The following is a 14,231-nucleotide window of genomic DNA, read 5'->3' as shown; positions in this document are numbered from 1 at the left end:
TTAGATCATATTAAGCCGCTCATTTGAGCGGCTTTTTTTATGCCTGATTCTGAAATTTCTTTATCCTATTAATTTCGAAAATGTATCAGTTAATAATGGACCTCAGGACAGTTTTTAGCATGAAATGATCTGCTATAGCTTAATTGTGGAAATGATAAAAATCCCAGCAATGAGAGTTCTTTGGATTAAATATTTTATTTTTATAAATAATTTCTTAAAAAAGTTTATTAATTGTGAATTATTTGTACATTAGCGCCTTTATTAGTAAAAATGAAAAAGATAACTCTACCTCTTTTATTTGCTGCATTCGCAGTGTTTCCTTCTAGTTTATTTTCACAAGATAACGAGAAGTTAGTTAAAGATTATATTTCTCAAAACAAGACGAGAGAATATAAGAAAAACGATCTTACCAGTTTCGTTATTGACAATGTTGATTCTTCAAAGTCAATGAACGGAGATGTTGTAAAGTTCCAACAGATGTATAATGGTTTGCCGGTGTACAGCTCTGTAGGAACAGCCCTTGTCAGGGATAACAAAATAGTGTACTACACAGATAACTTTGTAAAAGATTATTCTGTATCTGCTCCTAAAAATACAACAGTTACTAAAAGTGAAGCACTTCAGGCTATTGCAAAAGATTTAAGAAAAGATGAGATATCAAATCTGACTATTATTGGTTTTTCTGAATCTGAGCCTGTAACAGGAAGTGCAGCAAAACAAAGGCTGGTATATGTTGAAGACAGAGGTGATTTAAAACTTGCCTATGAGTATTCTTTAAGAGAGCCAAAATCTGAAAGCTACTGGAATATCTTGGTCAATGCTTCTACAGGAGAGATTATCAGTAAGCTTGATTTAAATTTATCATGTAATTTTGAACACGGTGCTTATTCTCACGATCATGAAAGTGTAGCTCAGAATCAACTTATAGGACCTATCAATTCATTAAACCAAGCAGCTGCTTTTTTAGTACCTGACAATGCTTCGTACAATGTATTTCCATTTCCTATAGAAGCTCCTACATTCGGTAATAGATCTCTTGTTTCAAATCCTTGGATGTTGGCATCTTCACCAGAAGGATGGCATTCTGACGGAACTACTCATTATACTTCTACAAGAGGGAATAATGTGCATGCATATGAAGATGCGGGTGGCTTAAATAGTGGTATATCGGCAGATGGGGGTGCTTCTCGGAATTTTGATTTTCCTTTTAATATTCATGCAGATTCTTTTAGCAATCAAAATGCTTCGATTACCAATTTATTTTATGTAAATAATAGGATTCATGATGTATTTTATAAATTTGGATTTACCGAATCAGCCAGAAATTTCCAACAGAATAATTTTACAAATGGAGGTGCTGGAAATGATTATGTAAAAGCTGAAGCACAAGATGGTGGTGGAAGTAATAATGCCAATTTTGCAACACCCATGGATGGAACTAGACCAACTATGCAGATGTATTTATGGTCTACAGTGAATCAATTATTCTATTATAATACCCCAGGTGCAGCAACTGGCCGAAATCCAGCCATTGGGACTGCTCAGTTTGGACCTGCATTAGATGCTGTAGGAGTTACTGGTAATGTGCAGCTTGCTTCGGTAATTGATGGTTGTACAGCACTTCCGGCAGGATCTCTTACCGGGAAAATTGGATTGATGGAAAGAGGTGGTACAAACTGTCCATTCACATTGAAAGTGAAAAATGCACAGGATGCAGGAGCTATTGGTGCTATTATATATAATAATGTAGGAGCTACAAATTTCCCTACACAGATGTCGGGAGCTGATGCTACGATTACAATTCCGTCAGTAATTATCTTAAATCCTGAAGGTGAATATATCAAAACTCAGCTTGCTGCAAATACAACAGTAAATGTGACACTGAAAAATGATCCTGCTTCTGCTGTAACGCCAGATGGAAGTTTTGACAATGGTATCATCACTCATGAGTATGGACATGGGATTTCTAACAGATTAACAGGAAACGGATATACCTGCTTAAGCTCAAGTTCAAGTAAAGAACAGATGGGAGAGGGATGGTCAGACTTTTTCGCTCTCATGCTAACCAATAGACCTGGAGATAATGCTTCAGTTGCTAGGGGTATGGCTACTTATGCTGCGGGACAAACTCCAACAGGCGGAGGTATCAGACCCGCAAAGTATTCTCCAGATTTCGGCATTAATGATTATACTTATGGGGATACAAATGGTATGGAGTATACGAACCAGAGTGGAAATATCGTACCTGATTCACACTCTATCGGATTCATCTGGGCTAGCATGTTATGGGATCTAAACTGGAAATACGTTGAAAAATACGGCTATGCATCTGATGTAACAGCTAACGCTACCAGCGGAAGTGCAAGAGTGCTTCAACTGGTAACAAACGCACTGAAGCTTCAGGTATGTAACCCCAATTTTATTAATGGTAGAGATGCTATTCTTCAGGCTGAATTGGCAACAACAGCGGGAGTAGATAAATGTATGATCTGGAGAGTTTTTGCAAAGAGAGGATTAGGAGTAGGTGCTACAGCGGGATCTATGACGAACATCAACGATCAGACTGAAAGCTTCACCCTTCCTGAAGGATGTGCTGCATTGTCAACAGAAGAGGTACAGGCTGTTAAAAATAAGATCTCTATCTATCCAAACCCTGCTAAAGATGAGTTTTACATCAACTTCCCAAGCAGCACTATTGGAAAAGTAAGCTTAGAAATCTATGATATGTCAGGAAAGATGGTTTCTTCAGAAGATAAAATTTCTCCGGATGCCAAAAAAGCTGTTTCTACAAATAAATTAATAAACGGAACTTATATGGTGAAAGTAAAAGGCCTTGGTTTCGAGGCTTCATCTAAAGTAATCGTTAAAAAATAATTATTACATAAATCAATTTTTTGAGAATCGCCGCAAGCAAGCTTGCGGCGATTTTGTTTATCTATCATATTGACCTCTCTGGATATTTCCATTATTATGTCGTAACTTTGCAAGCTGTAAAAAAAATTATGAAGAAGAAAAATATACTCAAGGGGGTTTTATTCGTAGGAATTGGGGCTAGTATATACGGAATGCTGGCTACATTTGTAAAAATGGCTTATCAGGATGGTTATACTACCTCTGAAGTCACTACTTCTCAGTTTTTGCTGGGAATTGTTGGACTTTTGATCCTGAATTTCATTCAGACGATCACATCAAAACAAAAACTTTCATCTCCAAGTGCCAAAGAAGTGAGAATGTTGATGATTGCAGGAACATCTTTAGGGTGTACGAGTCTGTTCTATTATATTGCGGTTCAGTATATCAATGTTTCCATAGCGATTGTCCTGTTGATGCAGTCTGTTTGGTTTAGTGTTGTGGTAGAAAGTTTTATAACAAGAAAATTACCCAATGCAAGAAAAGTAGTCTCCGTGATCATTGTACTGGTAGGTACTATATTGGCTACTAATCTGATCAATATGGATATAGAGCTTGACTGGCACGGGATTTTTTGGGGCTTAATGGCTGCAGCGTCCTATACAATGACTATGTTTACATCCAATACACTGGCTACACGTCTGCCGGTATTCAGGAAAAGTATTGTCATGCTTTGTGGTGGGGCAGTGGTGGTATTTGCATTTTTGTTTTTTGCTCAGATCGGACCAATGTATTTTGACGGGTTGAAGTCAGTATATCTTAATTTTACGGAAAATACAGAGCATATCCACTCATTTAATTATTCAATATTCTGGACGTACGGATTTGTTTTAGCTTTGTTTGGAACGATTATTCCGCCGATCTTATTCAATGTAGGTTTTCCGAATGCAGGACTTGGGCTGGGAAGTATTGTTTCATCATTGGAACTTCCGGTTTCAGTAACGATGGCTTTCGTTTTATTAGGCGAAAAAGTTTTGTTGATACAGTGGGGAGGAATCATTCTTATCCTTTTTGCCATTGTTCTGATGAATCTTCCTGCAAAAAAAGAACTGAAAGTAGTAGAAGTAGCATAAAAAAATAATCATAAATAATATTAAAGACCGTTCCTTTTGGATCGGTTTTTTTAATTTTAATATTTAAAATAAAGTTCTTCATGAAATATTTCAGAAAAACAATAGTAATGATCTTGATATCAGTTGTACCTACGTTACTATTTTCACAAGTAAAACCACTGGATGCAATGCTATCCGAATATCAATACCCGTACGAAGTTCATTATATAGATTTTAAGTCTCAAAATAACGACCTGAAGATGGCTTATATGGATGTACAACCCCAAAAGCCTAACGGTAAAACCATCATGCTTCTCCATGGGAAAAATTTTAATGGAGCCTATTGGGGGAAAACGGCGAAAGACCTTTCTGAAAAGGGATTCAGAGTTATTATTCCGGATCAGATAGGATTTGGAAAATCTTCAAAACCTCAAAGCTATCAGTTTTCTTTTTCGCAGCTGGCTGAAAATACAAAAGCTATATTGGACAAGCTTCAGATTGATAAAACAATCGTATTGGGGCATTCCATGGGAGGGATGATAGCAACCAGATTTACGCTCCTTTATCCTGAAAAAGTCCAGAAACTAATTCTTGAAAATCCTATTGGATTGGAAGATTATAAAACTTTTGCAGCTTATCAGACTGTAGATCAGGCCTATCAATCGGAATTGAAAAATACGGCTGAAACCTACAAAAACTATCAGCTGAAATTCTACTACGATAATAAGTGGAAAGAGGAATACCAGCCGTGGCTTGACCTTATCGCCGGATGGACGCTTCATAAGGATTATCCCCAGGTAGCCTGGGATGCAGCCCTGACTTCAGATATGATCTATAACCAGCCTGTCTGTTATGAATTTAAAAATATAAAAGTACCTACATTGCTTATCATTGGAACAAGAGACAGAACGGCAATAGGAAAGGACAGAGCGCCTAAAGAGCTACAGCCTAAAATGGGACAGTATCAGGAACTGGGTAAAAAGACACAACATGAAATTGATGGATCAAAATTAGTGGAATTTGAAAATGTAGGGCATCTTCCTCATATAGAAGTTTATGATAAGTTTTGGAATACTTTGTATGATTTTATTAAGTAAACTGATTTGATATTTTGAATCAGTCCAAATTTTGTCATTTTGAAAGAATGTAAACATAATTTATCGATAAAAATTTAGCCTTTGCTAAGTGATAATGACGATATTATACACAGTTATTCTCTCTACTGTCAGGCGGAGCGGAGTCGAAGCCTTCCAATGAATGTCTTTGATAAGTTGTGGAATCGTATAACGAATAAAAATCCTTGCCCATATACAAACCAGGAATAGAAAACTCAAAAAAGAAAATAAAAAGAGACTGCTCAAATATGAACAGCCTCTTTTTGTATGTATTGTTGTCTGAATTACTTTTTCTTGTAAGCAGCGTCTTTGATTCTAGCTTTCTTACCTCTAAGGTCTCTGAAGTAATAAATTCTAGATCTTCTAACTCTACCTTTTCTGTCAACTTCAATTTTTTGAAGCGCAGGCATGTTGATAGGGAATACTCTTTCTACACCTACATCACCACTCATTTTTCTGATTGTGAATGTTTTTGTAGCTCCAGTACCTCTCAATTGAATAACGGTACCTTTGAAGAACTGAGTTCTGGTCTTTTGTCCTTCTTTAATTTCGTAATACACAGTAATTGTGTCTCCTGCTTTGAATTCAGGGAAATCTTTTTTAGTAATGTACTGATCTTGTACGTACTTTAATAAATCCATTTTTAATAAAATAAAATGTTAAAGCTAAGCAACTTACACGTTCTTCGTCAGAGGTTGAATAACAGGTCGCAAAGATACAAAATAGTTTTTGATTCCACCAAATAATTAATGTACTAAAAACTATAATTTTTTTACCCCAAATCCGCCTTAAAATTAACAGTTCTTTTAAATTCCCAACAGCTACAGTTTATATAGGAAGTCTACTTTTGCCCGAAATTAAAAAATCAGGTTATTATTTTTTTAAGGACCTGATTTACAAATCGAAATAAATCTATACAAAAGTAAACTATTATGAAACATTATTTCTTCTTTTTCTGTTTTGCCGTCCAGATGGCATTCGGGCAGGCTCTGTTTCCCTACCTGCAGAATCCGACGCCAAATTCGATGATTGTCAACTGGAAAACAGCTTCCGATAACGAAACAACTGTGATCTACGGAACCTCTCCAACCAGCCTAAATGTCACTGTTACCGGAACAACCAACATTTTTTCTGATACAGGGTACAACAACAATTATTATTACCATACCGCGAAGGTTGCAGGCCTGCAGCCAAACACCAAATACTATTATAAAATAAAGACAGGAAACAGCGAATCTTCGGTTTATAATTTCAGAACACTTCCTCTGCCAGGGCAGCCTGTTACCGCAGACGGAAAAATACGTTTCCTGATCATGGGCGACAACCAGATCAAAGCGGAACCAAGATACGATTCCCTTACTTTAAATGCTTATAAAAAATTAAAGCAGAAGTTTGGAGCCAATTCTGACCCTTCAGATAATATTGCCCTTACCTTTATGGTGGGAGATCAGGTAGACGTTGGTACGCTGGATCATTATGAGAATGTTCATTTTAAAAAGAATATCAAACTGTCACCTTATCTTCCTATTCAGACAACGGTAGGAAACCATGAGACTTACGGAACGCTTGGAATGAATTCTTATTATGCTCATTTCTATATCGATGAAATTAAATATAAAAACATTGCATCTGGAAATGAAAACTACTATGCACAGCAGGCAGGAAACGTTCTGTTTGTCAGCTTAAGCTCTGAACATACAGGTACTGCACAACAAACCTGGCTTTCTCAGATCCTGAATGAAGCAAATGGTGATCCTACAGTAGACTGGATCATTTCTTTAAGTCACAGACCGTATCAGGCAGAACAATATGTAGGAGATATTTCTACATGGGTAAGAAACAATGCAGTACCGTTGCTGACGACTTCCAATAAATATTTAATGCATGTTGGAGCTCACCATCACCTGTATCACAGAGGACAGTTAAAAGATACCCCGAATTACCAGATCATTTCCGGAGGAACGGCATGGGATCAGTATTGGGGAATGTCTAATGAGCAGGATTTTGACGATGTACAGAAAACCCTTACAGACTGGACTTACCAGATCGTGGAAGTAGATGTACAGACCGGAAAAGTAGATATAGAAAGTTACTCAATTGGTGGAATTTATAATAAGAAGTATAATGAACTGGTAGATACCTTCCACAGGTATAAAAACCAACCAAAGCCTTCAAAACCCACTGTTACCAATGCTTTTTCTACATCGGTAACCTTACCTTTGACATTGAACGGAAGTGCTTTTGCCTCATCAAACGGAGAGCTCCTGAATACCACTCAGTTTCAGATAAGTAAAGCAGCCAATTTTTCTGTCATTGAAAAAGAGTTCTACCGCGACTATGAAAACTGGTTCGGAAAAGAAGGAAACGGAACACCGGATAAAACGAAAAACTTAAACGCGGGACTTGATATTACAAAAGCGACGATTCCTGCGAACTCTATTTCAAACGGAACCTATTATGTAAAGGTACGTTACAGAGACAGAAACCTGGAATGGAGCGACTGGAGTGATGTAAAACAGTTTGAGGTGACCGGAAGTGTGGTTTCCAATCCTACATTTACATTAGATAAAACCGAATATACGCAAGCTGAACCTATCACCGCCACTTACACAGGAGGTCCGGGAAATCAGCAGGATTGGGTAGGAATCTATAAAAAAGGACAAACACCTGCTACAACCACTTCTCAAAGTTTCCTTTATACGAACGGGCAAACGGCAGGAACAGCTGTTTTCACGAATGGTATTGCGAATAAAGGACAATATTTTGCAGGATTTTTTGCCAATGGAGGGTACACTGAAATTACAGGAAGAAAGAACTTCTATGTAGGCCCGAAAGTACAGCTGCTGGCTACTGCGGATACCTATCCTGTAGGCGGAACTGTTGTGATTAATTACAGCAACGGACCGAATTTGGTGAAAGACTGGATTGGAATTTATAAAATGGGACAGACACCGGGAACTAATGCTGCTACCAAATGGAGTTATGTAACAACACCTTCAGGAACCTTGAATTTTACAGGTCTTCCAAAAGGATATTATTATGCCCAGTATCTTCTTGAAGACGGATATACAGGAATCGGAGATCCGGTATTCTTTAAAGTAGGGGATATTGTAACAGAACTATGGATCAACAAGCCGGTCTATACATTAGGTGAAAATATTACAGCTTCATGGACGGATTCTCCGGGAATTATCAAAGACTGGTTGGGAATTTATCCTCAGAATATCCAGACTCCAGATGATAACTTTGTTTCTTATACTTATTTCGATGGGGTTACTCAGGGAACCAAAACGATCCAGGGAACCGCACTTCCTACAACGCCAGGGAATTATTATATGGTGATGTTTACGAATGACTCGTACACAGAAGTTTCAAACAGGAAACAGTTTCAGGTGACATCCGGAACGCTGGGAACCGAAGAGACAAAGAGTACAGAGAAAAATGTAGTGCTATACCCGAATCCTACAAAACCGGGCGAGCCTACCTTCATCAAGAGTGATTACCCGATTGAGAAAATCGAGCTTGTATCTGCATCAGGACAGCTGTTGTATGAATCAAAAAACATCAACAATCAACGTTTCTCACTGGTGAATGAAAATCTTCCGAAAGGAGTATACTTCGTGAAAGTTCACACAAGAAAACTATTTACTTTAAAACTGGTGATACAGTAAAAAATAGAGTAGTATAAAGCAATAAAAGAATCGGCTGTCTTGAAAAGACAGCCGATTCTTTATTAAGACTTAAAAAATATTTTAAAACTCATACAGAAGATCATCCTCCTGTATCGTTGTACTCAAAACGTTATAAACATCCTGTGGTTCGGCCTCTGCAAGAATTTTTGAGTCCTGAATAAGTTTTCCTTCGGCATTATAAACTTTTAACAGGATCCATTTTCCACTGCGCTCCATTTCCTTTAATCCGGATTCCGTTTTATATTTAATTTTTCCGCTCTGAAGAACTCCGTCTTTTACCACAGCTTTATTGCCTGGTTTACCTTTCACATACTGTACGATCTGTGCTGTGAAACCTTCCGCTTCCTCCAATGGTTGACTGTAGGTATAAGCCACAGCTCCTTTTTCGTCATAAACAGTAGAATCATATCCTGTTTGCCTGGCATTTATTTTTTTCTCGGATTTTATCTTTTCGTCTTCTCTGAAAGATTTTGAAAGCACTAAAATACCATCTTTATACTGTTGCTCATTAAGCTCTTCATACAAAGTTCCGCTGTAAGGCATATCATCTTTATAGGTTAAGGTTCCCTTTAGTCTTCCATCCGGATGATAATATTTGATTTCCTGTACGACATCATCTTTTAAAACTTTTTCAGAAGATAATTTTCCGTTGTCATCAAAATATTTATTCAGAATTACAGAACCGTTTTTATAAACATCAATCGCCGTGAAGCCCGAAAAGTCATAGTTGAACTGATAATCTTCACCGTCCTGAGGCTTGTAATAATTAGATTCCTTATCATAAACATAGGTCAGATTTCCTATTTTCTTACCTGTTTCATCGTAGGTTGTTTTATAGCCGTCTTTTTTGCTTTTCTTATCTTCCTGGAGAATTTTCCCGGTTTTTGAATAAATCAAGCTCTCCTTTATCGTCCCGTCACTTTTCTGTTTCTCGATTTTGGATACCCTCATCGGATTATAATAATATTCTACCACCAGATTATCCTCGGAACTGTCTGCATTGCTGGTACCAATATGTTTTCCTTTATCGCCGTAATATTTAGTTTCATACTTTCCTTTGCTGTCCGTGGTGATCTCATAGCGGATTCCTTTAATATCCTCATCATAGGCTATGGTTTTGAAAGTATCAGAATTCTCATAGATCGTAATGCTGTTGTAGAAAGAAGAAAGCTCCGGATCCTTATAGGTGTACATTTTTCCCTTAAAAGTTCCGTCTGCTTTGTAAACAAGATCCTCCAAAGGCCTTCCTTTCTCATCAAAAGTCTGGGCAGGTCCTATCTGTTTTCCATTTGAAAATGTTCCTGTGCTTAAGATTTTGCCTTCAGGGCTGTACCAGGTTACTTTTCCTTCATAGATCTCACTACCCGGCGTAGCATTCGAAGCAAGACCTTCCATCTGTAGCTTTCCGTTTTTATAAAAATCTTTAATCAAAGTAAGCTTACCTTTATTCTCAGTTTCACGATAGAACTCCATTTTGTCTTGAGTAGTTTTCTCCCAGTTTTCATCAAAATAGACTTTTTCCTGTGCACCGACACTGATGCTGAGGATCAGGGCAAGAACTGCTGATGTAAATAATTTTTTCATGTCTTTATTAAAGTTTAAATGGTTTACTAATTGAAATGTAGAGTACGGTTGAAGATATTGAATAGTTATATGGTGTAGGCTAAGTAGGTCCGGAAACAGCTGTGGACCACTCCTAATAATTTTTTTATAAAATTGTGGTTAGTATTGGTTTTTCGGATCAAAGATAAGTCAATTTACCGAGAAATAAAGTGGATTTAAAACGTAAAAGCTCCGTAAAATCACGGAATTTTTAGAAAAAATTATTACTAATTGAACCTTACGTAAAATAGGTGTCGATCTGTTTTTAATGCTTAGGAGTTTTACTCTTTTTTATAAATTGATCGATCCCGAAAGCTTTGTATCCGTAAAGAGAAAACATGCCCAATAACATGATAAACAGTACTTGTGGCAGAAAAAAGAAATAGGTAAGCCATGTGAAATGATCCATAGGACGGGTACCCACGGAAGGATCAAGAGGAACCAGTTCAGTGGGAATAGAATGTAAATCTTTGGTGACTAACGCAACAAGCATAATGACAATTAATGACAGTGAACTGAACCTGGTTAACAATCCCAATAATAATAGCAATCCCCAAAACGCTTCATTAAAAGCAACAAAATTAGCCATAAACTGAGGATTGGAGAAGCCTAAACTGCTGATGGTTTTAAGCATATAGCCTTGAAAAACAGGATGAAAAAGCTTGTTGAGGCCCGTGATCAAAAAGAAAAGCCCAATGCTTATTCTACAGATGACATAAAAAAGATCTCCCGTTTTATTGAAAGCATTTTGTTCCATGGTGCAGGTACTACAGATTAAAACTTTTAGGTTTATAAAGGATTTACCTGAACTATGAGGGCAGAATCTGCAAAAAGTCAGATCAAAATTCAAATAAATTCCAGGGTGCTGTAAATATGAGAAAATTTATTAAATTTAACGGACAGAAAAATCTAATATTTCATGATAGATAAAAGAGTAAAAAATGCAAAGGAAGCCATCGAAGGTATTCAGGATGGAATGACTTTAATGCTGGGCGGATTTGGTTTGTGCGGTATCCCTGAAAACTCAATTAATGCTTTGGTAGAAAGCGATGTGAAAGATGTAACATGTATTTCAAACAATGCAGGGGTTGATGATTTTGGATTGGGACTGCTGCTTCAGAAAAGACAGATCAAAAAAATGATCTCTTCCTATGTAGGAGAAAATGCGGAATTCGAAAGACAGATGCTGTCAGGAGAACTTGAAGTGGAACTTACACCACAAGGAACGTTAGCAGAGAAATGCAGAGCGGCGCAGGCTGGAATTCCTGCTTTCTATACCCCGGCAGGCTACGGAACTGAAATTGCAGAAGGTAAAGAAGTAAAAGATTTTGACGGAAAACCTCACATCCTGGAACACGCATACAAAGCAGATTATTCCATCGTAAAAGCATGGAAAGGAGATCATCTCGGAAACCTGATCTTTAAAGGTTCTGCAAGGAATTTCAATCATCCTATGGCCGGTGCTGCAAAAATTACAATTGCTGAAGTAGAAGAATTGGTAGAACCGGGAGAATTAGATCCTAACGAGATCCATATTCCGGGTATTATGGTCCAGAGAATCTTCCAGGGTGAAAAATTTGAAAAGAGAATTGAACAGAGAACAGTGAGAACAAAAGAATAAACATTCTATTTTTAACCACAAAAGGTATAAAAGCTTTATCATTTTATTAAAATGAAATTAGAAGTTAAAAGGAGATGAAAATCTAAGATTTTCTTAATTAATCTTTAGTGTTAAAAAAATTTTGTATCTAAAATAGTAATAAAAACAAAAGCGCTGAAAATATTTCAGCGCTTTATTTGTGTTATGCATCCGGTGAAATGAGCATTTTTCTTTCCCCGATCTGTTGTCGCCACATGGCGTAGTACAATCCTTTTTCGGTGATCAGATTATCGTGAGAGCCCATTTCTATTACTTGCCCGCGTTCAAGCACATAAATTCGGTCTGCATGCATGATCGTACTTAAACGATGCGCAATAAGTACGGTGATCTGTTCCTTTTCTTTTGAAATATCTTTAATAGTAGACGTTATTTCTTCTTCAGTAATACTGTCTAAAGCTGAAGTCGCTTCATCAAAAATCAGTAAGTGAGGTTTTCTTAAAAGCGCCCGGGCAATGGCAATTCTTTGTTTTTCTCCACCACTTAGTTTCAGTCCGCCTTCACCAATCACAGTTTCTATACCCTTTTCAGCTCTTTCCAACAATGCAGTACAGCTTGATTTCTGTAAAGCAATTTCCAGATCCGATTCTGTAGCGTTAGGGTTGACAAAAAGAAGATTTTCCCTGATAGTTCCTGCAAAAAGCTGAGTATCCTGTGTGACAAAGCCAATTTGATTTCTCAGTTCATCAAAATCAAATTCTTTTCCATTAATCGTATTGTAAAAAATATTTCCCTCCTGAGGTCTGTACAATCCAACCAGTAATTTTACCAATGTACTTTTTCCCGAACCACTTGGGCCCACAAAAGCAATAGTTTCGCCATTTTTAACATCAAAAGAGATATTATTTAAAGCTTTATATTGAGCAGACTGATGTTTAAAAGAAACGTGTTTAAATTCCAGTTCCTCAATAGCACCAATTTGTTTGGGATGAAGCGGTTTTTCTTCCACCGCTTTTTTCATTAAGTTATCAAAATTAAAAAGAGAAGCTTCTGCCTCACGGTAAGAAATGATGATATTCCCGATTTCCTGCATCGGTCCGAAAATGAAAAAACCATAAAACATCAAAGACAAATACTGTCCCGGAGTCACAATATTTTTAAAAATCAAAAGCAATAAGGTCATCGTGATCATCTGTTGAAGAAAATTGACCATCGTTCCCTGAATAAAGCTCAAAGAACGGATGCTTTTCACCTTTCTGAGTTCAAGTCCAAGGATCTTGTACGTATTGTTATTTAAACGGATCACTTCCTGATTGGTTAATCCTAAACTTTTAACAATTTCGATATTCCTTAAACTTTCTGTAGTACTTCCGGCTAAAGCCGTAGTTTCCGAAACAATGCTTTTCTGAATGCTTTTTATTCTTTTACTCAATAAATTGGTAATGAAGGCAATCAGGAAAATCCCGCAGATATACACAGGCATAATGGACCAATGCAGGCGGATAGCATACACAGAAACGAAAATAATGCTGACTAAAATTCCAAAGAAGATATTAATAAAACTGGTAATGAATTTTACAGTATCTTCCCTAACCTTCGTTAAAATCGACAACGTTTCACCACTCCTTTGATCTTCAAATTCCTGATAAGGCAATGCCATTGAATGTTTTAAGCCGTCCGTAAATATTTTCGCCCCAAACTTTTGAGTGATCACGCTTACCGCATAATCCTGAAAAGCTTTAGCAATTCTGCTTACCATTGCTGTTCCAATAAGTAATCCTAAAAAGTAAAAAACACCATGGTAAATTCCTTCTCCATATAAATATTGGTTCAGATTTCTGGGTAAGAGTTTTTCCTTATCAAAAAAATTAGGATGCGTAACCAGTTTGTCCAGGATATTCCCTGTAATGGCTGGTGCAAATAAAGAAAAAACCTGATTAATGGTTGCCAAAAACAAAGAAAAGGCGATCAACCATTGGTAAGGCTTAAGGTATTTTAAAAGTATTTTCATTCTAATCAATAATGTTGTAAAATTAGAGATATTATTTTGACTTATAATACTATCCTGAGTTCGGGTAAAGAAAATTAATATAATTCGGCTGGAAACGGAGATTATAAATGACTGTTATCCTTGTGATAAGTTTGTCCAATAGAATAAATCATTTGAAATAGTTAAAATATCTTTGAAATATTAATCATTGGAAAAAGCAATAGGAAAAAGATAGAAACCTTGTTGGTACTTGATACCGTCCTTGACATTTAG

General features: G+C 36.8%; 10 protein-coding genes. 6 read left to right on the top strand and 4 right to left on the bottom strand.

The annotated features are described in order from the left end of the window. Window positions 1-270: 270 nt before the first annotated feature. From NZD88_RS03470 to NZD88_RS03460, 3 genes are all read left to right on the top strand, one after another. Window positions 271-2,874, top strand: a complete 2,604-nt coding sequence (locus tag NZD88_RS03470; protein WP_259827474.1) for a T9SS-dependent M36 family metallopeptidase — start codon at window positions 271-273, stop codon at window positions 2,872-2,874. Window positions 2,875-3,002: 128 nt separating this feature from the next. Then, window positions 3,003-3,983 (top strand): EamA family transporter, encoded by a 981-nt coding sequence (locus tag NZD88_RS03465; RefSeq protein WP_259827472.1) that lies wholly within the window; start codon window positions 3,003-3,005, stop codon window positions 3,981-3,983. A 107-nt stretch (window positions 3,984-4,090) separates the two neighbouring features. Further along, on the top strand, window positions 4,091-5,059 hold the full coding sequence (locus NZD88_RS03460; protein ID WP_259827470.1) for an alpha/beta fold hydrolase: 969 nt from the start codon (window positions 4,091-4,093) through the stop codon (window positions 5,057-5,059). A gap of 302 nt (window positions 5,060-5,361) precedes the next feature. On the opposite strand, the gene rplS is transcribed toward NZD88_RS03460, so the two are convergent. After that, window positions 5,362-5,718, bottom strand: a complete 357-nt coding sequence (gene rplS / locus NZD88_RS03455) for a 50S ribosomal protein L19 (RefSeq protein WP_076505873.1) — start codon at window positions 5,716-5,718, stop codon at window positions 5,362-5,364. 291 nt (window positions 5,719-6,009) lie between these two features. Between rplS and NZD88_RS03450 the strand changes: the two genes are divergently transcribed. Continuing rightward, window positions 6,010-8,748 (top strand): fibronectin type III domain-containing protein, encoded by a 2,739-nt coding sequence (locus NZD88_RS03450; RefSeq protein WP_259827465.1) that lies wholly within the window; start codon window positions 6,010-6,012, stop codon window positions 8,746-8,748. An 81-nt stretch (window positions 8,749-8,829) separates the two neighbouring features. Here the strand turns inward: NZD88_RS03450 and NZD88_RS03445 are convergent, their stop codons facing one another. Next, window positions 8,830-10,353, bottom strand: a complete 1,524-nt coding sequence (locus NZD88_RS03445) for a toxin-antitoxin system YwqK family antitoxin (RefSeq protein WP_259827463.1) — start codon at window positions 10,351-10,353, stop codon at window positions 8,830-8,832. Between the two features lie 283 nt (window positions 10,354-10,636). Then, on the bottom strand, window positions 10,637-11,053 hold the full coding sequence (locus tag NZD88_RS03440) for a DoxX family membrane protein (RefSeq protein ID WP_259828372.1): 417 nt from the start codon (window positions 11,051-11,053) through the stop codon (window positions 10,637-10,639). On the opposite strand from NZD88_RS03440, the gene NZD88_RS03435 reads away from it, so the two are divergent. Continuing rightward, the gene (locus NZD88_RS03435; protein ID WP_259828382.1) at window positions 11,024-11,149 is read left to right on the top strand and encodes a hypothetical protein; all 126 of its coding nucleotides are present in this window, start codon (window positions 11,024-11,026) and stop codon (window positions 11,147-11,149) included. The two genes, NZD88_RS03440 and NZD88_RS03435, sit on opposite strands and share 30 nt — an antisense overlap. Before the next feature lie 141 nt (window positions 11,150-11,290). Beyond that, window positions 11,291-11,992 carry a CoA transferase subunit A gene (locus NZD88_RS03430; protein ID WP_259827462.1) on the top strand — a complete coding sequence of 234 codons (702 nt, stop codon included), beginning with the start codon at window positions 11,291-11,293 and terminating at the stop codon, window positions 11,990-11,992. A gap of 181 nt (window positions 11,993-12,173) precedes the next feature. On the opposite strand, the gene NZD88_RS03425 is transcribed toward NZD88_RS03430, so the two are convergent. Next, the gene (locus NZD88_RS03425) at window positions 12,174-13,979 is read right to left on the bottom strand and encodes an ABC transporter ATP-binding protein (protein ID WP_259827460.1); all 1,806 of its coding nucleotides are present in this window, start codon (window positions 13,977-13,979) and stop codon (window positions 12,174-12,176) included. Window positions 13,980-14,231 lie beyond the last annotated feature (252 nt).

The organism is Chryseobacterium pyrolae, assembly GCF_025153485.1.
Classification (GTDB): Bacteria; Bacteroidota; Bacteroidia; order Flavobacteriales; family Weeksellaceae; genus Chryseobacterium; species Chryseobacterium antibioticum.
This window is presented reverse-complemented; position numbering and strand designations above follow the sequence as displayed.